Below are 19,471 nucleotides of genomic sequence, written 5' to 3'. Positions count from 1 at the left end.
CCTAAAACGAGTACATCAATGAGTGAAATGATTTACGGCATCCATGCGGTGCAGGCACTGCTGGAACGCGCACCTGAGCGTTTTCAGGAAGTTTATATTCTGAAAGGCCGTGAGGATAAGCGCCTGCTGCCGCTGATCCATGCCCTGGAAGCGCAGGGCGTGGTGATTCAGGTGGCCAACCGCCAGTTCCTCGATGAGAAGAGCGAAGGCGCGGTGCATCAGGGGATCATTGCCCGCGTGAAGCCAGGACGTCAGTATCAGGAGAACGATCTGCCGGATCTGCTGGCGCAGCACGATCAGCCGTTCCTGCTGATCCTCGACGGCGTAACCGATCCGCACAACCTCGGCGCCTGCCTGCGTAGCGCTGATGCCGCTGGTGTGCATGCGGTGATCGTGCCAAAAGATCGTTCCGCTCAGCTGAATGCGACGGCGAAGAAAGTGGCCTGCGGCGCGGCGGAGAACGTCCCGCTGATCCGCGTGACCAACCTGGCGCGTACCATGCGTCTGCTGCAGGAAGCGAACGTCTGGATCGTCGGGACCGCTGGCGAAGCCGACCATACGCTGTTCCAGAGCAAAATGACCGGCCCGATGGCGCTGGTGATGGGCGCTGAAGGTGAAGGTATGCGTCGTCTGACCCGCGAGCACTGCGATGAGCTGATCAGCATCCCGATGGCGGGTAGCGTCTCCTCGCTGAACGTCTCGGTGGCCACCGGCATCTGCCTGTTTGAAGCGGTGCGCCAGCGCAGCTAAGCTGAACCGTCGACGAATCCAAAAAAGCCATCCTCCGGGATGGCTTTTTTGTGACCGCTTTCGCGGGCGAGAATCCCCCTGGAAAACCATACTTATGGCTATCGCCATTGATGGAGGGAGACACGATGCACTGGCAAACGCACACCGTTTTTAATCAACCGACTCCGCTGAATAACAGCAATCTTTTCCTGTCCGATACCGCCTTGCGTGAAGCGGTGGTCCGCGAAGGCGCCGGCTGGGATGGCGATCTGCTCGCCAGCATTGGCCAGCAGCTGGGGACCGCCGAATCGCTGGAGCTGGGACGCCTGGCCAACAGTAACCCACCGGAGCTGCTGCGCTATGACGCCACTGGCGCCCGGCTGGACGACGTACGCTTCCATCCCGCCTGGCACCTGCTGATGCAGGGGCTGTGCGCGAACCGGGTGCATAACCTCGCCTGGCAGGAGGATGCCCGCGAAAGCGCGTTTGTGGCGCGTGCCGCCCGCTTTCTGCTTCATGCCCAGGTGGAGGCCGGGACGTTGTGCCCGATTACCATGACCTTCGCCGCGACGCCCCTGCTGCAGCACGCCCTGCCCGCGCCCTTTCGCGACTGGCTGTCGCCGCTGCTGAGCGACCGTTACGATCCCCACCTCGCGCCTGGCGGCCAGAAGCGCGGCCTGCTGATCGGCATGGGGATGACCGAGAAGCAAGGGGGCTCCGATGTGCTGAGCAATACCACCCGCGCGGAGAAAACGGCGGAAGGGTTTTACCGGCTGGTGGGACACAAGTGGTTCTTCTCAGTGCCGCAGAGCGATGCCCACCTGGTGCTGGCCCAGGCCCCCGCGGGACTGTCGTGCTTCTTTGTGCCGCGTCTGCTGCCCGACGGGCAGCGCAACGGCGTGCGTCTTGAACGCTTAAAAGAGAAGCTCGGCAACCGCTCCAACGCCAGCAGTGAAGTGGAGTTTTATGATGCCTGCGGCTGGCTGGTGGGCGAAGAGGGCGACGGCGTGCGGCAGATCCTCAGGATGGGCGGCCTGACCCGCTTTGACTGCGCGCTGGGCAGCCATGCCCTGATGCGTCGCGCCTTCTCGGTGGCGCTGTATCACGCGCTACAGCGTCAGGCGTTTGGCAAAAACCTGGTCGATCAGCCGATGATGCGCCAGCTGCTGGGGCAAATGGCGCTGCGTCTGGAGGGGCAAACCGCCTTTCTGTTTCGCCTGGCTCGCGCCTGGGACCGTCGGGAGGATGCCCGGGAAAGCGCATGGGCGCGCCTGTTTACGCCGGCGGCCAAGTTTGCCATCTGTAAGGCCGGCATCCCGTTTGTCGCCGAGGCGATGGAAGTGCTCGGCGGCATCGGCTATTGCGAGGAGAGCGAACTCCCGCGCCTCTACCGTGAGATGCCGGTCAACAGCATCTGGGAAGGTTCCGGCAACATTATGTGTCTCGATGTCATGCGGGTGCTCAGCAAGCAGCCGGCGGCGATGGAGCTGCTGGCGGCAGAGTGCGCGGAGGTGAAAGGACAGAATCGCCATCTCGACCGCGCGTGGCGTCAACTGCAGCAGCTGCTGAGACGGCCCGCCGAAGAGCAGGGGAGAGAGATTGCCCGGCTGGTCTATCGTCTTGGCGCGGGGGCGCAGATGCTGCGCCACGCTTCGCCGCCGCTGGCTGAAGCCTGGTGTCGGATGATGCTCGACACCCGCGGCGGCATGCGTCTTGATGCGCCGACCCTCGACGACCTGCTGCTGCGGGCCATGGGGCGAGGGCGCCAGGCGCCTCAGGCGTAGAGAATGGCCTGAACGCGCCAGCTGTCCGGCTGTTGTTCTTCGTACATCTGAATAATGCGATACCAGGAGGCGCCTTGCTCGTCCGCTTTGCGGGCAATGGCGTGCTCCACATCCTGTTGGCTGCCGGAAAGATTAGTGACGGAGATCAGACCGATTTCATTCAGGCCAGTGACGCAATCCGCGCTGGCGAATTCGGCTGACTGCGCGGACGTATTGGCCGTCGCAGCGGTAAACAGCAGGCTGGGTAGGGTAAAAGATCGTTTCATCGTCAGCTCCATTTCACGTAGTCCCAAGGGCAGTCCGTTGCTAACGTCCTGCCAGGTGGCTGGCCGAACGTTATTATGCACAGGAGAACGTGAATGGACGCAAAGCTGTGTAAAGCAGATTTAAAGACGCCGCCTCGTCATCGACGATAGAGGATCGCCTGCGAATACCACTGGCCGGGTACCATGGTGTCATCGATCATGATGATGACGTAGTAATCGGCTTTGGCCGCTTCTGCTTTGGCCTTCAGTGCCGCTTCGACATCCATCGGCGAACCGTACATCAGCACACTCACCGTGGCCATTTTCTGCAGGCCAGCCGTCTGGTTACGCTGGATCTCCTGCGGATGGTCGGTGGCGGGCGGCGGGGCTTCCGGCGTTCCCTGCAGGGCACTACACCCGCTGAGGACGATAGCCAGTAACCACGGTGAAAACCTGCGCATAACCATATCTCGTTTCCTGATAGTGATAGTGTAGTGGTAGCCTTAACAGGATTGCCGGGGAATGTTCCCGAACTGTTATCTCTGACGCGATTTTCGAATGAAAATGTTGTGAAAGCGTAACCGGGTTCTCAACATTATGAATCGTAGCAAACTGGGTTGCCCGGTGAATGAATTTTCCCATGACGCCTTACCACGATAGAGAAGGGAGACGATAAATGATTGCACTAGAAATGCGCAACCTCGGCGGCGGTGAAATTTTGCATGCCTGCCCGCAGGAGAGTCTGGATAAACCCTTGCCCTGTATCGTCTTTTATCATGGCTTTACCTCCTCGAAGCTGGTCTACAGCTACTTTGCGGTGGCGTTGGCCGAGGCGGGCTTCCGGGTGATCATGCCGGATGCGCCGGAGCATGGGGCGCGTTATCAGGGCGACGAGGCCGGGCGGATGCAGCGCTTCTGGCCGATCCTGCAGCAGAATTTCAGGGAGTTTCCCGCGCTGCGCGAGGCGATTATCGCCGAGGGATGGCTGGAGGGAGAGCGGCTGGCGGTGGCTGGCGCCTCGATGGGAGGGATGACGGCGCTGGGCATCATGACGCACCATCCCGAACTGAACAGCGTCGCTTGTCTGATGGGGTCGGGCTATTTTCGTTCGCTGTCGCAAACCCTGTTTCCCTCGCCTGGCTTTGATGCTGACAGTCTCCGCGAATGGGATGTCAGCCATCAGCTGGCGTCCCTTGCCCGGCGGCCGCTGTTGCTCTGGCATGGGGACGCTGACGATGTGGTGCCGCCGGAAGAGACCTTCCGTCTTGAGCAGGCGCTGCGGCAAGGCGATCTTACCGCCAGGCTGACCTGCGTCTGGCAAAAGGGCGTCCGCCATCGCATTACGCCAGAGGCGCTGGCCGCGACGGTCGCCTTTTTCCGCCAGCATCTTTAAACGCGGATCACGCTGACGCCCTGATCCTCAAGCTGTTTGAGGATTGCGGCATCAGCCTGTTTCCCGGTGATCACCACGTCAATTTGCCCGGCCTGGCTGAATAACATCCCGGCGCGCTCGCCGACCTTGCTGCTGTCGACCAGCACCGCCAGTTTGCCGACCACGTTGAGCATTTTCTGCTCGGCCATGGCGGTCAACATATCGGTTTTGTAGAGCCCTTCGGCGGTGAGTCCTTTGCCGCTGGTGAACATCCAGTGCCCGGCATACAGGCTGTTTTCGCTACCGTGGGGGCTGAGCGTGATGGCGTGGCTGCGGTTGTACTGTCCACCCATGATAATCACGCTGTCGTGCTCCTGGTCGATCAGGTAATTAGCCAGCGGCAGATAGTTGGTGATGATCTGCACCGGTTTACCGCACAGTTCCCGCCCCAGCAGAAAGGCGGTGGAGCCGCAGTTAATGACGATACTTTCCCCCGGCGCGATCAGCTGCGAAGCGGCGCGTGCGATACGCACTTTTTCATCCAGGTTTTGCGCCTGATGGATATTCATCGGCGTCCAGCGGGGGCGCTGCTCACTAATGGCTTCCGCGCCATTGCGAACCTTTTTCAGTTTGCCGCTTTCATCCAGCTTGTTGATATCACGTCGGGCGGTTGCGGGTGAGATCCCGAGCCGCGACATCACCTGCTCTACGGTAACAAACCCCGTTTGGGCGAGCAGATCCAGCAGAATTTGGTGCCTTTGCGCTTCCGTCATGAGCGAATCCGATTAAAAGTGAACGGCAAAGATGATATTTGAAATCATGTGAAAATACTAACCCTGAGACGGGGTATTTCCGGCAGGCAGTGCCTGCCGGAGGCGGCTTACAGGAAGGATTTGAACGGCAGGTCCGGCTCAATGGTAAAGCAGTCATCGAAGCCGCGCGGGTAGTGATATTCGAAATTGTCTTTATCCAGCGGCCAGGTAAATTTGCCGCCGACCTGCCAGATAAACGGCTTGAAGCCGTACTTCAGACGATCCTTTTTCATCTCCCACAGGACGCGGATCTCCTGCGGATCGGCCTGAAAGTTTGACCAGATATCATGGTGGAACGGGATCACCACTTTGGCGTTGAGCGACTCCGCCATACGCAGGATATCGGCGCTGGTCATTTTGTCGGTGATGCCGCGCGGGTTCTCGCCATACGAGCCGAGGGCGACGTCAATTTGATGCTCGTTGCCGTGCTTCGCGTAGTAGTTGGAGTAGTGGGAATCGCCGCTGTGGTAGAGATTGCCGCCCGGCGTTTTAAACAGATAGTTGACTGCGCGCTGGTCCATGCCGTCCGGCAGCACGCCGGCGGCTTTTTGATCCGCCGGGAGGGTGATCAGCGCTGTGCGATCGAACGCGTCGAGCGCGTGGATCTCAATGTCTTTGATCTTCACCACATCACCGGGCTTCATGACGATACAGCGCGCTTTCGGTACGCCCCAGCCGATCCACAGGTCGACACAGGTTTTCGGCCCAATAAAGGGCACATCGGCCGGGCAGTTCTGCATCACGGCGGCGGCGACGTTGACGTCAATATGATCGTTATGATCATGGGTCGCCAGTACGGCGTCAATCTGGCGAATGGCGAACGGATCGAGCACGAACGGCGTGGTGCGCAGGTTCGGCTGCAGTTTCTTCACCCCCGCCATCCGCTGCATTTGATGGCCGGTTTTCATCAGCGGATTGCCGTGGCTCTGTTTACCGGTGCCGCACCAGAAATCGACGCAGACGTTAGCCCCTCCCTCGGATTTTAACCAGATGCCGGTACAGCCCAGCCACCACATGGCGAAGGTGCCTGGCGCAACCTGCTCTTGTTCAATCTCTTCATTCAGCCAGCTACCCCATTCCGGAAAGGTGTTCAGGATCCATGATTCTCGGGTGATGGTTTGGACTTTACTCATCGCGGTCTTCCTCATGCATTTTCAAAAGTGATCAGTATTTGATTGGTTTTGATTTATGTTGTCACTGTGTTTTCAAGATTGCAATCTCGTTTTCCTGCATTTTTGCGAGGCGTCGCGCATAATTTCCGGGCTCCATCCGCTCAAATTGACGTTAGATGTTGTTTTATCTATATGATTTAAAAATGTTTATTTGTGTGTCTACGTACATAATTGGTAATGACCAGAGTGAAAGTGAGGATTATTGCGGCGTACGTCACATTTAATCAAATTCAATCTTGTTGTGATTATTTTTGATTATTAGAGTGAGGGCGACGACAACTGCTGAGCGACATGCGCGTTCAAAGCCTTCCTCTTCTGGAGTGTGTTATGGAGATCCTCTACAACATCTTTACCGTCTTCTTTAATCAGGTCATGACCAATGCCCCGCTGCTGCTGGGTATCGTGACCTGTCTTGGCTATATTCTGTTGCGTAAAAGCGTCAGCGTGATTATCAAAGGTACGATCAAAACCATCATTGGTTTCATGCTGTTACAAGCTGGTTCCGGCATCCTCACCAGCACCTTTAAGCCGGTGGTGGCGAAAATGTCAGAGGTCTATGGCATCAATGGCGCGATCTCCGATACTTACGCCTCGATGATGGCGACCATCGACCGGATGGGCGAGGCCTACAGCTGGGTAGGGTATGCGGTGCTCCTGGCACTGGCGCTGAACATCTGTTACGTCCTGCTGCGCCGCATTACCGGTATCCGCACCATCATGCTGACTGGCCATATCATGTTTCAGCAGGCGGGGCTGATTGCGGTCTCGTTCTTCATCTTTGGTTACGGGATGTGGACGACCATTATCTGCACCGCGGTACTGGTCTCTCTGTACTGGGGGATCACCTCCAACATGATGTTCAAGCCTACCCAACTGGTCACCGACGGCTGCGGTTTTTCCATCGGTCACCAGCAGCAGTTTGCCTCGTGGATTGCCTACAAAGTGGCGCCGTATCTGGGGAAAAAAGAGGAGAGCGTCGAAGACCTCAAGCTGCCCGGCTGGCTGAATATCTTCCACGACAACATCGTCTCTACCGCGATTGTGATGACCATTTTCTTTGGCGCGATCCTGCTTTCCTTCGGTATTGATGTGGTGCAGGCGATGGCGGGCAAAACCCACTGGACGGTCTATATCCTGCAGACCGGTTTCTCCTTCGCGGTGGCCATTTTCATCATTACCCAGGGCGTGCGGATGTTCGTCGCCGAACTGTCCGAAGCCTTCAACGGCATCTCGCAACGCCTGATCCCCGGCGCGGTGCTGGCGATTGACTGCGCCGCGATCTACAGCTTTGCGCCGAATGCGGTGGTGTGGGGCTTTATGTGGGGCACCATCGGCCAGCTGATTGCCGTCGGCATTCTGGTCGGCATCGGCTCTTCAATTCTGATTATTCCAGGCTTTATCCCGATGTTCTTCTCCAACGCGACGATTGGCGTTTTTGCCAACCATTTCGGCGGCTGGCGTGCGGCGCTCAAGATCTGCCTGGTGATGGGCATGGTTGAAATTTTCGGCTGCGTATGGGCGGTGAAGCTCACCGGTATGAGCGCCTGGATGGGGATGGCGGACTGGTCGATTCTGGCGCCGCCGATGATGCAGGGCTTCGCCTCCATCGGGCTGGCGTTTATGGCCGTCATCATCCTGATTGCACTGGCTTATATGTTCTTCGCCGGCCGCGCGCTGCGTGCCGAGGAAGACGCGGAAAAACAACTGGCAGAGGCCTCTGCCCAATAAGGAGTTCTGATTATGACCGTACGTATTCTGGCTGTGTGTGGCAACGGGCAAGGCAGTTCCATGATCATGAAAATGAAGGTGGATCAGTTCCTGACGCAATCCAACATCGACCACACGGTAAACAGCTGCGCGGTAGGTGAATACAAAAGCGAACTGAACGGCGCGGATATCATCATCGCTTCAACCCATATCGCGGGTGAGATTACCGTCTCCGGCAATAAACACGTGGTGGGCGTACGCAATATGCTGTCGCCGGCGGATTTCGGCCCAAAACTGCTGGAGGTGATCAAAGCTCACTTCCCGCAGGACGTGAAATAAGGAGCGGCCATGAAACTGCATGACTCACTGGCGCAGAACCACTCCATTCGCCTGCAGGCGGAAGCGGAAACCTGGCAGGAGGCGGTGAAAATCGGCGTCGATCTGCTGGTGGCCGCCGACGTCGTGGAACCGCGTTACTACCAGGCTATCCTCGACGGCGTCGCGCAACATGGCCCCTATTTTGTTATCGCGCCGGGGCTGGCGATGCCGCACGGGCGGCCGGAAGAGGGCGTTAAGAAAACCGGCTTTGCGCTGGTGACGCTAAAAAAACCGCTGATTTTCAACCATGAAGATAACGACCCGGTCGACATTCTGATCACCATGGCGGCGGTTGACGCCACCACCCACCAGGAGGTGGGCATCATGCAGATCGTTAACCTGTTTGACGATGAAGCCAATTTCGACCGTTTACGCGCCTGCCGTAGCGAGCAGGAAGTGCTGGATTTAATCAAAAACGCCACCGCGGCGGCTGTTTAAAAGGAACACCATCATGTCATTACCTATGTTACAGGTCGCTCTGGACAACCAAACGCTGGCCAGTGCCTATGAAACGACCCGCCTGATCGCCGAAGAGGTGGATATCATTGAAGTCGGTACTATTCTTTGCGTCGGCGAAGGGGTGCGTGCGGTGCGCGATCTGAAGGCGCTGTATCCGCATAAAATCGTGCTGGCGGACGCCAAAATTGCCGACGCCGGCAAGATCCTGTCGCGGATGTGCTTTGAAGCCAACGCCGACTGGGTCACGGTGATCTGCTGTGCCGATATCAATACCGCCAAAGGGGCGCTGGACGTCGCCAAAGAATTTAACGGCGATGTGCAAATTGAGCTGACCGGCTTCTGGACCTGGGAACAGGCGCAGGCATGGCGCGAGGCGGGTATTCAGCAGGTGGTCTATCACCGCAGCCGCGACGCACAGGCGGCAGGCGTGGCGTGGAGCGAGGCGGATATCAGCGCGATTAAACGTTTGTCCGATATGGGCTTCAAAGTGACTGTCACCGGCGGTCTGGCGCTGGAAGACCTGCCGCTGTTCGCGGGTATCCCTATTCACGTCTTTATTGCCGGGCGCAGCATCCGCGATGCCGCCTCGCCGGTGGAAGCGGCGCGCCAGTTTAAACGCTCTATCGCCCAGCTGTGGGGTTAAGGAGCGGTTATGTTGGCGAAATCCATTCCGCTCGGCATCTATGAAAAAGCGCTCCCCGCCGGGGAGTGCTGGCTGGAGCGGCTGCAGCTGGCGAAGGCGCTGGGCTTTGATTTTGTGGAAATGTCTCTCGATGAAACGGACGTGCGCCTTGCGCGACTGGACTGGAGCCCCGAGCAGCGTCTGGCGCTGGTCAAGGCGGTGGCTGACACCGGCGTCCGGGTACCATCGATGTGCCTTAGCGCCCATCGCCGTTTTCCGCTGGGTAGTGAAGACGACGCGGTGCGTCATCAGGGGCTGGAAATTATGCGTAAAGCCATCCAGCTGGCGCAGGATGTGGGGATCCGGGTGATCCAGCTGGCAGGCTACGACGTCTATTACCAGCAGGCGAACGATGAGACGCGCCGCCGCTTTCGCGATGGCCTGAAACAGAGCGTCGAAATGGCCAGCCGTGCCCAGGTCACGCTGGCGATGGAGATCATGGATTACCCGCTGATGAACTCGATCAGTAAGGCCTTAGGCTACGCCCATTACCTGAATAATCCGTGGTTCCAGCTTTACCCTGATATCGGCAATCTGTCAGCGTGGGATAACGATGTCCAGATGGAACTGAAGGCGGGGAGCGGGCATATCGTGGCGGTACACGTCAAAGACACGAAACCTGGCGTCTTTAAAAACGTGCCGTTCGGCGAAGGGGTGGTCGATTTTGAACGCTGCTTCGAAACGCTCAAGCAGACCGGCTACTGCGGACCGTATCTGATTGAGATGTGGAGCGAAACCAGCGCTGATCCGCTGGCGGAGGTGGCGAAGGCACGTGACTGGGTGAAGGCGCGGATGGCCCGCGCGGGCCTGATGGAGGCGGCGTAATGCAACAACTGAAACAGCAGGTGTTCGAGGCCAATATGGATCTGCCGCGCTACGGTCTGGTGACCTTCACCTGGGGCAATGTCAGCGCCATTGACCGGCAGCGCGGGCTGGTGGCGATCAAGCCCAGCGGCGTCGCCTATGAGACCATGAAGGCGGACGATATGGTTGTCGTGGATCTTGAGGGCAACGTGGTGGAAGGGCTGTATCGCCCCTCCTCTGATACCGCCACCCATCTGGCGCTCTATCGTCGTTATCCCGACCTTGGCGGAGTGGTGCATACCCACTCGACGCATGCCACCGCCTGGGCGCAGGCGGGGCTGGCGATCCCGGCGCTTGGCACCACCCATGCGGACTACTTCTTCGGTGATATCCCCTGTACCCGGGCGCTTAGCGCACAGGAGGTGGACGAGGCTTACGAGCTGAACACCGGGCAGGTGATTATCGAAACGCTGGGCGCGTCGAATCCGCTGCATACGCCTGGGATCGTCGTCTATCAGCACGGACCGTTTGCCTGGGGCAAAGACGCCCACGAGGCGGTACACAACGCGGTGGTGATGGAAGAAGTGGCGCGCATGGCGTGGATTGCCTGCGGGATTAATCCGCAGTTGCAGCCCATCGATAGCTGGCTGATGAATAAGCATTTTCAGCGTAAGCATGGGCCAAACGCCTACTATGGGCAAAAGTAGATAGCGCGCTCCGGGGCTTTCACCCCTCACGGTGAAGCAACTGGTCTGGCCCCGGAGCCGTTTTTTTAGCCCTGACGATAGGCCGACGGCATCACGCGCATGCCGATGAGCGTGACCATACAAATTATCGCGCCGGCGTAAAACGTCGAGGCGGCGCCGAAGGTTTCCCACAGTACCCCTGCGCCGGTACTGGCCAGCAGCAGCGCCAGGCCGCTCATCAGGTTGAACATGCCGAATGCCGTACCGCGTAGTTCCGGCGGCGCGGTATGCGCAACCATCGCTGCCAGCAGGCCCTGGGTCATTCCCATATGAATCCCCCACAGCGCGACGCCGAGCAGTAGCGTACTCCAGTGGCCGCTGAGCGCCAGCACGATATCGGCGAGGATCAGCACCAGCAGTCCCCACTGCAGCAGTTTGCTGTGGCTCATGCTGTCTGAGAGTTTACCGAACGGGTAAGCCGTGAGGCTGTAGACCAGGTTCATCGCCACCATCACCAGCGGGATGGTAAACAGCGGGATCTCCATTTGCTGGGCGCGCAGCACCAGAAAGGCTTCGCTGAAGCGGGCGAGGGTGAAGATGCTGCCGATGGCGACTACCCACCAGTAGGCGGCGGAGAGCTTTTTCAGGTTTTCGCGCTTCAGCGGATTGCTGCGTTTGTGTGCGATGGCGGATTTTGGCTCCTGCAGGCCAAACCCGAGCAGGAGAATGGAGAGCACGGCGGGAATGACCGCCACCCAGAAAATAGCGTGAAAATCGTTGGCCCAGATAAACATCAGCAGCACCGCCAGCAGCGGGCCGAGAAAGGCGCCGACGGTATCCAGCGCCTGGCGGAGCCCGTAGGCGGCGCCGCGGATCTCCGGCGGGGTGACGTCGGCAACCAGCGCATCGCGCGGCGCGCCGCGAATACCTTTGCCTACGCGGTCAATCATGCGGGCGCTAAACACCACTCCGGCGGTGGGGGCGATGGCAAACAGCGGCTTACTGAGCGCGCCCAGGCCGTATCCCAGCAGCGCCAGTCCTTTGCGCTTGCCGACATAGTCGCTGATCACGCCGGAGAAGACTTTCAGGATCAGGGCGGTGGCTTCCGCCAGTCCCTCGATAAGACCGATAATTATCACGCTGGCGCCGAGGGTGGTGGCCATAAACAACGGTAAGAGGCTGTGGATCATCTCGGAGGAGACATCCATCAGCAGGCTGACGCCGCCGAGTACCCAAACGCCTTTGGGGATACGGCCTAAGGTGGCGAAACGCGGAACCATCAATCACTCCTGATTATCAAATGGCGAGTGGCTGATTAAATCAGGTTGCGATGGCGCTGATAAGTCGGTTTGTAAAATAATTCTCAATTGCGTTTAGGTGAAAACCTCGCTTCGCCCCTCGCGAAGAGAGGCGAAGAGTCGGGCAGGCGTTAGCGGTATATCACCGCGCTGGCGCGAAGCGGGCCGTTGGTTTCGGGTTCGTGCATCAGGATAGGCTGAAAGTATTTCGCCCCCTGCGCATCGCTCATCTGGCTAAGGGCCTGCTCGGCCTCGTGCTCAGTGGCCATGTTATGATTGATATAGATAACGCCGAGGCTCTGCACGTCGTCCATGTTGCGGGCCTGACGTTCGGTGATTTGGATAGCTGCCAGCGCGTTGGCGCTGAAGAAAAGCGCAGCCATCATGGCGATGATTTTCAGTTTCATATACTACGCTCCTGACTGACAGTCCTGACGCTGACTCGGGGGCTCTCCTGTGGTCGTTTGGCTCTGATATAAGTGTAATCGCTGCGCGTTCGTCGCATGGCGACCTTTTCTGATGCAGTCGTTCAAAAAAATGCCGCTTCCTTTATTGGTTGATTTTAAATCACCCACTTAGCGCCACTTGGCGCTTAGTGCGAATTATTTGTGCAAATCCGCTTGTGTTCCTGGGGGGGCGCCATTAGAATGACGCGTCAATTTTTCAGCCGCCCTTTAACACGTTCCTTGCCTCCATGGGCCGCGGCTGACCCAGACAGGAGGCTGAATAATCCGTAAGGAGCAATTCGATGCGTCATTACGAAATCGTTTTTATGGTCCATCCTGACCAGAGCGAACAGGTTCCGGGCATGATCGAACGTTACACTGGTGCAATCACTGCAGCAGCAGGTACGATCCACCGTCTGGAAGACTGGGGCCGCCGTCAGCTGGCTTATCCGATCAACAAACTGCACAAAGCTCACTACGTTCTGCTGAACGTTGAAGCGCCGCAGGAAGCGATCGATGAGCTGGAAACTAACTTCCGCTTCAACGACGCCGTTATCCGCAGCATGGTAATGCGTACTAAGCACGCTGTTACCGAAGCATCTCCGATGGTTAAAGCGAAAGACGAGCGCCGTGAGCGTCGCGAAGATTTCGCCAACGAAACCGCAGATGATTCTGAAGCTGGGGATTCTGAAGAGTAATCCTGATGACCAACCGTCTGGAGCTGTCCGGCATTATTTGCAGGACTCCACTTCGTAAGGTCAGCCCGTCAGGAATTCCTCACTGCCAGTTCGTGCTTGAGCATCGTTCAGTGCAGGAGGAAGCCGGTTTTCACCGGCAGGCATGGTGTCAAATGCCCGTTATTATTAGCGGTCACGAAAACCAGGCCATTACTCACAGTATAACGGTCGGTAGCGCAGTAACCGTTCGAGGGTTCATCTCTTGCCATAAGGCAAAGAACGGCTTGAGCAAAATGGTTCTGCATGCCGAGCAGATTGAATTGATAGATTCTGGAGACTAGCCATATGGCACGTTATTTCCGTCGTCGCAAGTTCTGCCGTTTCACCGCGGAAGGCGTTCAAGAGATCGACTATAAAGATATCGCTACGCTGAAAAACTACATCACCGAAAGCGGTAAGATTGTCCCGAGCCGTATCACCGGTACCCGTGCAAAATACCAGCGTCAGCTGGCTCGCGCTATCAAACGCGCTCGCTACCTGTCCCTGCTGCCGTACACTGATCGTCATCAGTAATCGGTCACGGTCCATTAATACGACTTTGAGAGGATAAGGTAATGCAAGTTATTCTGCTTGATAAAGTAGCAAACCTGGGTAGCCTGGGTGATCAGGTTAACGTTAAAGCGGGCTATGCTCGTAACTTCCTGGTCCCGCAGGGTAAAGCTGTTCCTGCTACCAAGAAAAACGTTGAATTCTTCGAAGCACGTCGCGCTGAACTGGAAGCCAAACTGGCTGACGTTCTGTCAGCTGCTGAAGCTCGTGCTGCGCAGATCAACGCCCTGGAATCCGTAACCATCGCGTCCAAAGCTGGCGACGAAGGTAAACTGTTCGGTTCCATCGGTACTCGCGACATCGCTGACGCTGTTACTGCAGCAGGCGTTAAAGTTGCTAAGAGCGAAGTTCGCCTGCCGAACGGCGTTCTGCGTAACGTTGGCGAGCACGAAGTGGACTTCCAGGTTCACAGCGAAGTATTCGCTAAAGTTATCATCAACGTGGTTGCTGAGTAATCGGCCTCTGACGTTCTGGTAACAACAAATCGCCGGCCTTGTGCCGGCGTTTTGCTTTTTAGCGCCTTTCATTTTGCGGCGGCGTAACGCTTGCTGTCGTCTTCTCCGCTATCGCGCACGCACAAAGCTGCCGTTCGACTGGCGGGTAAACAACACCTGCTGGCCGTTGCCGGTATCGATAGTGAGGCCGGTGACTACGCCGTTGGCGTTCTGCCGAATTTGCACCGTCTGTCCGCTCTGCAACGTGCTTAATGGTTTGCCAGCGCCTTCAACCTGCGCCATCGCGTAGACGTCGGTGGCCGGCAGCCCATGATCGCGGAACAGCTGGGCCAGGGTTTTGCCTGACTCGATGCGATAGGTCCGCCACTGCTGCTCAATGCCCGGTGCGGACTGCTGCTGCGAGGATTGATACGGTTGGGAAGCAGGCTGCTGCGTCTGCGCCTGATCTGGCTGCTCGTCCTGAATCGGCTCCGGGGCGACGGGCGCCATCTGATCGGCATCGCTCACGGTCGGCGTATTGGTGATCGGCGGGAGCGGAACGGCCTGATTGCCGCCAGCTTGCGGCTGGGACTGCGACTGAAGATTCAGGTTCGCTTCGCGGCTGTTTGTCGCCGGGCTTTGGCTATCGTCGGAAGGAAGAAGGATACCGATAATGACCAACAGGAAGCCTGCGATGATACCCCGGCGGTGCATCGGGGGAAGCGGGTCCAGGAGGCGAAAATGATCCGGGGCGTGCCAGATCTTCGCCAGGGTAGATGTCAGTTCAAAGCGCCCGGGCATGGCTTTCCTCCTGCTCCGCATATTTTTATCCTGCATATGAGTATAGATGGCTAACGTCCTGATGACCGGAACAAAGTAAAGTTAACCTGCTGCCGCCTATTGTTTCTGTTTCGCTGAGATTTGTCATCATCCGCCGACAAAGTTTTACCCATTTCGCTATGGCTGTTATGCTTTCGCACGCTTTTCTCTTGATGTTTATCACCCAAAAAGGAACAAAGATGGCAACCCCAACTTTTGACACTATCGAAGCGCAGGCAAGTTACGGTATCGGCTTGCAGGTTGGACAACAGCTGAGCGAATCCGGCCTGCAGGGGCTGCTGCCGGAAGCGCTGGTGGCGGGTATCGCTGATGCGCTGGAAGGTAACCAGCCGCAGGTGCCGGTAGAAGCCGTTCACCGCGCGCTGCGTGAAATCCACGAGCGTGCTGACGCCGTACGCCGCGAACGTTTCCAGGCTATGGCCGCCGACGGCCAGAAATACCTCGATGAAAACCGCGAGAAAGAGGGTGTGAACAGCACCGAATCTGGTCTGCAGTTCCGCGTACTGGCCCAGGGCGAAGGCCCGATCCCGGCACGTACCGACCACGTACGCGTGCACTACACCGGCAAACTGATCGACGGCACCGTCTTCGACAGCTCCGTCGCCCGTGGTGAGCCAGCTGAATTCCCGGTGACCGGCGTGATCGGCGGCTGGATTGAAGCGCTGACCCTGATGCCGGTCGGTTCTAAATGGGAACTGACGATCCCGCACAACCTGGCCTACGGCGAACGCGGCGCTGGCGCGTCGATTCCTCCGTTCAGCACCCTGATCTTCGAAGTTGAACTGCTGGATATTATCTAAACAGCAGAGGCTTCCTCTTCCCCTGAGGTGGGGGAAGCCGCAAAAATAGCGTAAAATCCTTAAGTTAAAAATTAATTAGAATTATGTTTTGCATTCATCGCGTATGGGTGTATTTTTGTGAGCTATTTCGCGGTGGATGAGTGATATAACACTCACTTTAAACATAAAATTAACATTATATCTAAATCATAGTATTCATCCCTCCGATTCTTACCTAATATCGACTAGCCCTTGCTGGGGTTAATGACAGACGACGGGCCATCAGAGCCTGAACAACACAGACAGGTACAACAGGAAGAAATCACATGGTAGATCAGGTTAAAGTCGCTGCTATTGAGCAGGAGCCGACTGAACAATCGCTACGGCGAAATCTCACAAACCGACATATTCAGCTGATTGCGATTGGCGGGGCGATCGGCACTGGGTTATTTATGGGTTCTGGCAAAACTATCAGCCTTGCCGGGCCATCTATTATTTTTGTTTATATGATTATCGGTTTTATGCTGTTTTTCGTTATGCGAGCCATGGGCGAATTACTGCTGTCGAACCTCGAATATAAATCCTTCAGCGATTTTGCGGCCGATCTGCTGGGGCCGTGGGCGGGTTACTTTACCGGCTGGACCTATTGGTTCTGTTGGGTCGTCACCGGAATGGCGGACGTAGTGGCGATCACCGCCTACGCGCAGTTCTGGTTTCCCGGACTCTCCGACTGGGTCGCCTCGCTGGCGGTGATCCTGCTGCTGCTGGGCCTGAACCTGGCCACCGTCAAAATGTTTGGCGAAATGGAGTTCTGGTTCGCGATGATCAAAATCGTCGCCATTGTGGCGCTAATCGTCGTCGGCCTGGTGATGGTCATGATGCATTTCAAATCGCCGACCGGCGTCGAAGCCTCTTTCGCCCATCTGTGGAATGACGGCGGCTGGTTCCCGAAAGGGCTGAGCGGCTTCTTTGCCGGCTTCCAGATTGCGGTGTTCGCCTTCGTGGGGATTGAGCTGGTGGGGACCACCGCCGCCGAAACCAAAGACCCGGAGAAATCCCTGCCACGGGCGATTAACTCCATCCCGCTGCGTATCATTATGTTCTACGTCTTCGCGCTGATTGTGATTATGTCGGTGACGCCGTGGAGCTCCGTGGTGCCGAGCAAGAGCCCGTTCGTTGAGCTGTTCGTGCTGGTCGGCCTGCCGGCGGCGGCGAGCCTGATCAACTTTGTGGTGCTGACTTCCGCAGCCTCCTCGGCCAACAGCGGCGTGTTCTCTACCAGCCGTATGTTGTTCGGTCTGGCGCAGGATGGTCAGGCGCCGAAGATGTTCGCCAAGCTGTCGAAGCGTGCGGTGCCGGCGAAGGGTTTAACCTTCTCCTGCATGTGCCTGCTGGGCGGTGTGGTCATGCTGATGGTCAACCCGAGCGTGATTGCCGCGTTCACCATGATCACCACGGTGTCGGCGATCCTGTTTATGTTCGTCTGGACGATTATCCTCTGCTCTTATCTGGTCTACCGTAAAAAGCGCCCGCAGCTGCATGAGAAGTCCAAATACAAGATGCCGCTGGGCAAATTCATGTGCTGGGTGTGCATGGCCTTCTTCGTCTTCGTACTGGTGCTGTTGACCCTGGAAGATGATACCCGTGAAGCGCTGATGGTTACCCCGCTGTGGTTTGTTCTGCTGGGCGCGGGCTGGCTGTTTGCCGGCAAAAAACGTCTGGCGAAATAAAAAAGGCCACCCGGAGTGGCCAAAGTAAGACGGACAATGTCGAGGGCGCCTGCGGGCGCCTTTTTCTTTATTTTCCGGCAAGGGCGCGCGGGAACAGTACGTTATTTTCCAGACTGATGTGCTCCATCAGATCGTCAATCATCTCGTTGATACCGTTATACATCGCCTTCCAGGTGGTGCAGGCTTCCGGCGGCGGCGTCACGTTATGGGTGATGTGCTTAATGACCTCCAGCAGTTCACCCGCTTCATCGTGCTCGCTTTCCATTACGCTGATCGGACCCCCGGCCTGGGCGCCCATCCCCTGTTTGATCATCGGGAACAGGATCTGCTCCTCTTTCATCATGTGGCTGGAGAGTTCCTGATGCAGCATGGTCAGGTATTTGGTCAGCCCTTTCGGCACGTTCGGTTTATCGGCATGCACACGTTCAACCTTGGTGGCCTGCAGGATCAGCTCCGGCAGCTGTTCGCGGTGCCGGTCGTGATAGCGGACGATGATATGGTCGATAATCTCCGGGAGGGGCGCCGCGCGCCAGTCGCGGGAGAGGGGCTGCTCGGCCAGTTTCGCCAGCTCGGCTTCAATCACCGCGACATCCAGCGCTTTCCGCGATGCAGCGCGCGCCAGGGTCTGTTTGCCACCGCAGCAGTAATCCATATCGTATTGACGGAACAGGGCGGAGGCGCGCGGGATGGTCAGCGCCAGCTCGCCTAAAGGTTGGTCACGGAAAGCCATAGCAGTTACCTCGTCATCAGGAATATAAGATGTATTTTAAATGCATCTTTGTGGCGAGAGAATACCCCTTAAGGAGGCCTGGCTACTTTTTTTCGTCCGTCAGCGGCTGCAGCATCGGTTTTTCCGGTCTGGCGCGTACGGCGGAGACCACGCCGAGCACCAGCAACAGGATCCCGCTCAGGGTCAGCAGCGGCGGTAAACTTTGCCGCAGCAGGAAGGTATACAGCAGCCCGGCCAGAGTTTCGAAGACGATCAGCGGCCCGAGGATCACCGTCGGCAGCCGCTGGCTGGCGATATTCCAGCACAGCGCGCCGACCCATGAGCAGAGCACCGCGATGGCCAGCATCAGCGTAATGAACACCGCCGGGCGCGGGCCGAAGGGCAGGGGAAACCCGGCCTGCTGGCCGTGCAGCCAGGCGCAGGCGGCGAGATAGCCGGCCAGCGAAACCGGAAGCGTGACCAGTGCCTGAGCGGTAGCCCACATCATCGGCGGCTGATGCGGATTTTCCCGCAACCAGCGGGCGTTGCGCAGGGCATACCAGGCCCAGCAGGCCACCGATCCCAGCGCCAGCGCGATGCCGGAGCCGTAGCGCCACGGGCTAAAATCAGGCAGCCCCTGGCGCAGTTCTGCGACGTTAACGCAGATCAGGCCCACGGCGATGCAGACCAGCGCCGGAAACAGACGCCGCCACGGCAGCTTTCCGTCGCGCTGGCTGTAGAGCAGATTGGCGAAGACCGGCAAGACCACCGGCAGCGTGCCGATAATCATGGTGGAGACCGGCGCCCCGGTGCGCTGAATGGCGCTGGCCAGGCAGGCGTAATAGATAAGATTTCCCATCATCGTCAGGCCCAGCGCAGTCCACCAGTCGTTCCGGCTCAGCTGGCGCAAACGCGCGCGCCCGAGCCACGCCAGCGGCAGGGCGATCAGGCCCAGCGCCAGATAGCGCCCCATCGACTGCAGCATCGCCGGGTACTCTGGCACCAGCAGAGGCCCGACAAAAATTAATCCCCACATCAGCCCCGCCAGCAGGGCGTACAGCACACCACTAATCATCATTGCATCCGTTTTCATCACTGTTGGTCTGCAGTGTAGAAGGG

At 57.8% G+C, this 19,471-nt stretch carries 24 protein-coding genes; 15 read left to right on the top strand and 9 right to left on the bottom strand.

The window, feature by feature from the left end; all coding sequences use genetic code 11:
- Positions 1-18 precede the first annotated feature (18 nt).
- Together rlmB and HMPREF3096_RS07320 are read left to right on the top strand one after the other, a co-directional pair.
- Positions 19-750 carry a 23S rRNA (guanosine(2251)-2'-O)-methyltransferase RlmB gene (gene rlmB / locus HMPREF3096_RS07325; protein ID WP_008807188.1) on the top strand — a complete coding sequence of 244 codons (732 nt, stop codon included), beginning with the start codon at positions 19-21 and terminating at the stop codon, positions 748-750.
- A gap of 125 nt (positions 751-875) precedes the next feature.
- On the top strand, positions 876-2,513 hold the full coding sequence (locus HMPREF3096_RS07320; protein WP_016160152.1) for an isovaleryl-CoA dehydrogenase: 1,638 nt from the start codon (positions 876-878) through the stop codon (positions 2,511-2,513).
- On the opposite strand, the gene yjfN is transcribed toward HMPREF3096_RS07320, so the two are convergent.
- Together yjfN and bsmA are read right to left on the bottom strand one after the other, a co-directional pair.
- Positions 2,504-2,779, bottom strand: a complete 276-nt coding sequence (gene yjfN / locus HMPREF3096_RS07315) for a DUF1471 family protease activator YjfN (protein WP_008807186.1) — start codon at positions 2,777-2,779, stop codon at positions 2,504-2,506. The genes HMPREF3096_RS07320 and yjfN overlap by 10 nt on opposite strands.
- 137 nt (positions 2,780-2,916) lie before the next feature.
- Entirely contained in the window at positions 2,917-3,225 is a 309-nt protein-coding gene (gene bsmA, locus HMPREF3096_RS07310; protein WP_008807185.1) for a biofilm peroxide resistance protein BsmA, read from the bottom strand.
- Positions 3,226-3,434: 209 nt separating this feature from the next.
- Between bsmA and yjfP the strand changes: the two genes are divergently transcribed.
- A complete protein-coding gene (gene yjfP, locus HMPREF3096_RS07305) occupies positions 3,435-4,151 on the top strand; it encodes an esterase (RefSeq protein WP_016160153.1) in 717 nt (238 codons plus the stop codon).
- On the opposite strand, the gene ulaR is transcribed toward yjfP, so the two are convergent.
- Positions 4,148-4,903, bottom strand: a complete 756-nt coding sequence (gene ulaR / locus HMPREF3096_RS07300; protein ID WP_008807183.1) for an HTH-type transcriptional regulator UlaR — start codon at positions 4,901-4,903, stop codon at positions 4,148-4,150. The two genes, yjfP and ulaR, sit on opposite strands and share 4 nt — an antisense overlap.
- 107 nt (positions 4,904-5,010) lie before the next feature.
- Positions 5,011-6,075, bottom strand: coding sequence for an L-ascorbate 6-phosphate lactonase (gene ulaG, locus HMPREF3096_RS07295; protein WP_008807182.1), 1,065 nt, complete (start codon positions 6,073-6,075; stop codon positions 5,011-5,013).
- 366 nt (positions 6,076-6,441) lie between these two features.
- On the opposite strand from ulaG, the gene ulaA reads away from it, so the two are divergent.
- The 6 genes from ulaA to HMPREF3096_RS07265 are packed head-to-tail and all read left to right on the top strand — an operon-like array spanning position 6,442 to position 10,851.
- On the top strand, positions 6,442-7,842 hold the full coding sequence (ulaA, locus tag HMPREF3096_RS07290; protein WP_012543107.1) for a PTS ascorbate transporter subunit IIC: 1,401 nt from the start codon (positions 6,442-6,444) through the stop codon (positions 7,840-7,842).
- Between the two features lie 12 nt (positions 7,843-7,854).
- Positions 7,855-8,160, top strand: coding sequence for a PTS ascorbate transporter subunit IIB (gene ulaB / locus HMPREF3096_RS07285; RefSeq protein WP_002885682.1), 306 nt, complete (start codon positions 7,855-7,857; stop codon positions 8,158-8,160).
- A 9-nt stretch (positions 8,161-8,169) separates the two neighbouring features.
- Complete coding sequence (gene ulaC / locus HMPREF3096_RS07280; protein ID WP_008807180.1) at positions 8,170-8,637, top strand: PTS ascorbate transporter subunit IIA; 468 nt, start codon at positions 8,170-8,172, stop codon at positions 8,635-8,637.
- 13 nt (positions 8,638-8,650) lie between these two features.
- Positions 8,651-9,301 (top strand): 3-keto-L-gulonate-6-phosphate decarboxylase UlaD, encoded by a 651-nt coding sequence (gene ulaD, locus HMPREF3096_RS07275; RefSeq protein WP_008807179.1) that lies wholly within the window; start codon positions 8,651-8,653, stop codon positions 9,299-9,301.
- Positions 9,302-9,310: 9 nt separating this feature from the next.
- Positions 9,311-10,165, top strand: coding sequence for an L-ribulose-5-phosphate 3-epimerase (locus HMPREF3096_RS07270; protein ID WP_008807178.1), 855 nt, complete (start codon positions 9,311-9,313; stop codon positions 10,163-10,165).
- On the top strand, positions 10,165-10,851 hold the full coding sequence (locus tag HMPREF3096_RS07265; protein WP_032731779.1) for an L-ribulose-5-phosphate 4-epimerase: 687 nt from the start codon (positions 10,165-10,167) through the stop codon (positions 10,849-10,851). The genes HMPREF3096_RS07270 and HMPREF3096_RS07265 overlap by 1 nt, the downstream gene beginning before the upstream one ends.
- Positions 10,852-10,916: 65 nt before the next feature.
- Here the strand turns inward: HMPREF3096_RS07265 and HMPREF3096_RS07260 are convergent, their stop codons facing one another.
- Complete coding sequence (locus tag HMPREF3096_RS07260) at positions 10,917-12,110, bottom strand: MFS transporter (RefSeq protein ID WP_008807176.1); 1,194 nt, start codon at positions 12,108-12,110, stop codon at positions 10,917-10,919.
- A gap of 149 nt (positions 12,111-12,259) precedes the next feature.
- On the bottom strand, positions 12,260-12,535 hold the full coding sequence (locus HMPREF3096_RS07255) for a YdgH/BhsA/McbA family protein (protein WP_002885689.1): 276 nt from the start codon (positions 12,533-12,535) through the stop codon (positions 12,260-12,262).
- A 341-nt stretch (positions 12,536-12,876) separates the two neighbouring features.
- Between HMPREF3096_RS07255 and rpsF the strand changes: the two genes are divergently transcribed.
- Genes rpsF through rplI form a run of 4 tightly spaced genes read left to right on the top strand, consistent with a single transcriptional unit; the run spans position 12,877 to position 14,315 of the window.
- Positions 12,877-13,272, top strand: coding sequence for a 30S ribosomal protein S6 (gene rpsF / locus HMPREF3096_RS07250; RefSeq protein ID WP_008807174.1), 396 nt, complete (start codon positions 12,877-12,879; stop codon positions 13,270-13,272).
- Between the two features lie 5 nt (positions 13,273-13,277).
- Positions 13,278-13,592, top strand: a complete 315-nt coding sequence (gene priB / locus HMPREF3096_RS07245; RefSeq protein ID WP_002885722.1) for a primosomal replication protein N — start codon at positions 13,278-13,280, stop codon at positions 13,590-13,592.
- A gap of 4 nt (positions 13,593-13,596) precedes the next feature.
- Positions 13,597-13,824, top strand: coding sequence for a 30S ribosomal protein S18 (rpsR, locus tag HMPREF3096_RS07240; RefSeq protein ID WP_000135199.1), 228 nt, complete (start codon positions 13,597-13,599; stop codon positions 13,822-13,824).
- Between the two features lie 41 nt (positions 13,825-13,865).
- A complete protein-coding gene (rplI, locus tag HMPREF3096_RS07235; protein WP_008807173.1) occupies positions 13,866-14,315 on the top strand; it encodes a 50S ribosomal protein L9 in 450 nt (149 codons plus the stop codon).
- A gap of 108 nt (positions 14,316-14,423) precedes the next feature.
- Here rplI and HMPREF3096_RS07230 read toward each other — a convergent pair whose 3' ends face one another.
- Positions 14,424-15,095 carry a LysM-like peptidoglycan-binding domain-containing protein gene (locus HMPREF3096_RS07230; protein WP_022064856.1) on the bottom strand — a complete coding sequence of 224 codons (672 nt, stop codon included), beginning with the start codon at positions 15,093-15,095 and terminating at the stop codon, positions 14,424-14,426.
- Positions 15,096-15,313: 218 nt separating this feature from the next.
- On the opposite strand from HMPREF3096_RS07230, the gene fklB reads away from it, so the two are divergent.
- Entirely contained in the window at positions 15,314-15,934 is a 621-nt protein-coding gene (fklB, locus tag HMPREF3096_RS07225) for an FKBP-type peptidyl-prolyl cis-trans isomerase (RefSeq protein WP_032731786.1), read from the top strand.
- A 305-nt stretch (positions 15,935-16,239) separates the two neighbouring features.
- Complete coding sequence (cycA, locus tag HMPREF3096_RS07220; RefSeq protein WP_008807170.1) at positions 16,240-17,643, top strand: D-serine/D-alanine/glycine transporter; 1,404 nt, start codon at positions 16,240-16,242, stop codon at positions 17,641-17,643.
- A 67-nt stretch (positions 17,644-17,710) separates the two neighbouring features.
- Here the strand turns inward: cycA and ytfE are convergent, their stop codons facing one another.
- Both ytfE and HMPREF3096_RS07210 read right to left on the bottom strand, forming a co-directional pair.
- Complete coding sequence (gene ytfE, locus HMPREF3096_RS07215) at positions 17,711-18,373, bottom strand: iron-sulfur cluster repair protein YtfE (protein ID WP_012543104.1); 663 nt, start codon at positions 18,371-18,373, stop codon at positions 17,711-17,713.
- An 82-nt stretch (positions 18,374-18,455) separates the two neighbouring features.
- Positions 18,456-19,427: a DMT family transporter gene (locus HMPREF3096_RS07210; protein ID WP_012969105.1), complete on the bottom strand. Its 972-nt coding sequence runs from the start codon at positions 19,425-19,427 to the stop codon at positions 18,456-18,458.
- Between the last annotated feature and the right edge of the window lie 44 nt (positions 19,428-19,471).

The sequence above is a fragment of the Klebsiella sp. HMSC25G12 genome, from assembly GCF_001807705.1.
GTDB lineage: Bacteria > Pseudomonadota > Gammaproteobacteria > Enterobacterales > Enterobacteriaceae > Klebsiella > Klebsiella variicola.
Note: the sequence above shows the minus strand (reverse complement) of the source record. Positions and strands in the feature narration are given on the sequence as shown.

Excerpts from the sequence above, each read along its gene's own strand:
- rpsF (WP_008807174.1), top strand. The coding sequence starts at position 12,877 with ATGCGTCATTACGAAATCGTTTTTATGGTCCATCCTGACCAGAGCGAA.
- ulaR (WP_008807183.1), bottom strand. The coding sequence starts at position 4,903 with ATGACGGAAGCGCAAAGGCACCAAATTCTGCTGGATCTGCTCGCCCAA.
- cycA (WP_008807170.1), top strand. The coding sequence starts at position 16,240 with ATGGTAGATCAGGTTAAAGTCGCTGCTATTGAGCAGGAGCCGACTGAA.
- HMPREF3096_RS07230 (WP_022064856.1), bottom strand. The coding sequence starts at position 15,095 with ATGCCCGGGCGCTTTGAACTGACATCTACCCTGGCGAAGATCTGGCAC.
- fklB (WP_032731786.1), top strand. The coding sequence starts at position 15,314 with ATGGCAACCCCAACTTTTGACACTATCGAAGCGCAGGCAAGTTACGGT.
- priB (WP_002885722.1), top strand. The coding sequence starts at position 13,278 with ATGACCAACCGTCTGGAGCTGTCCGGCATTATTTGCAGGACTCCACTT.
- rlmB (WP_008807188.1), top strand. The coding sequence starts at position 19 with ATGAGTGAAATGATTTACGGCATCCATGCGGTGCAGGCACTGCTGGAA.
- HMPREF3096_RS07265 (WP_032731779.1), top strand. The coding sequence starts at position 10,165 with ATGCAACAACTGAAACAGCAGGTGTTCGAGGCCAATATGGATCTGCCG.
- rpsR (WP_000135199.1), top strand. The coding sequence starts at position 13,597 with ATGGCACGTTATTTCCGTCGTCGCAAGTTCTGCCGTTTCACCGCGGAA.
- HMPREF3096_RS07260 (WP_008807176.1), bottom strand. The coding sequence starts at position 12,110 with ATGGTTCCGCGTTTCGCCACCTTAGGCCGTATCCCCAAAGGCGTTTGG.
- ulaD (WP_008807179.1), top strand. The coding sequence starts at position 8,651 with ATGTCATTACCTATGTTACAGGTCGCTCTGGACAACCAAACGCTGGCC.
- ulaG (WP_008807182.1), bottom strand. The coding sequence starts at position 6,075 with ATGAGTAAAGTCCAAACCATCACCCGAGAATCATGGATCCTGAACACC.
- ytfE (WP_012543104.1), bottom strand. The coding sequence starts at position 18,373 with ATGGCTTTCCGTGACCAACCTTTAGGCGAGCTGGCGCTGACCATCCCG.
- ulaB (WP_002885682.1), top strand. The coding sequence starts at position 7,855 with ATGACCGTACGTATTCTGGCTGTGTGTGGCAACGGGCAAGGCAGTTCC.
- HMPREF3096_RS07210 (WP_012969105.1), bottom strand. The coding sequence starts at position 19,427 with ATGATTAGTGGTGTGCTGTACGCCCTGCTGGCGGGGCTGATGTGGGGA.
- HMPREF3096_RS07320 (WP_016160152.1), top strand. The coding sequence starts at position 876 with ATGCACTGGCAAACGCACACCGTTTTTAATCAACCGACTCCGCTGAAT.
- HMPREF3096_RS07255 (WP_002885689.1), bottom strand. The coding sequence starts at position 12,535 with ATGAAACTGAAAATCATCGCCATGATGGCTGCGCTTTTCTTCAGCGCC.
- HMPREF3096_RS07270 (WP_008807178.1), top strand. The coding sequence starts at position 9,311 with ATGTTGGCGAAATCCATTCCGCTCGGCATCTATGAAAAAGCGCTCCCC.
- ulaC (WP_008807180.1), top strand. The coding sequence starts at position 8,170 with ATGAAACTGCATGACTCACTGGCGCAGAACCACTCCATTCGCCTGCAG.
- yjfP (WP_016160153.1), top strand. The coding sequence starts at position 3,435 with ATGATTGCACTAGAAATGCGCAACCTCGGCGGCGGTGAAATTTTGCAT.
- rplI (WP_008807173.1), top strand. The coding sequence starts at position 13,866 with ATGCAAGTTATTCTGCTTGATAAAGTAGCAAACCTGGGTAGCCTGGGT.
- ulaA (WP_012543107.1), top strand. The coding sequence starts at position 6,442 with ATGGAGATCCTCTACAACATCTTTACCGTCTTCTTTAATCAGGTCATG.
- yjfN (WP_008807186.1), bottom strand. The coding sequence starts at position 2,779 with ATGAAACGATCTTTTACCCTACCCAGCCTGCTGTTTACCGCTGCGACG.
- bsmA (WP_008807185.1), bottom strand. The coding sequence starts at position 3,225 with ATGGTTATGCGCAGGTTTTCACCGTGGTTACTGGCTATCGTCCTCAGC.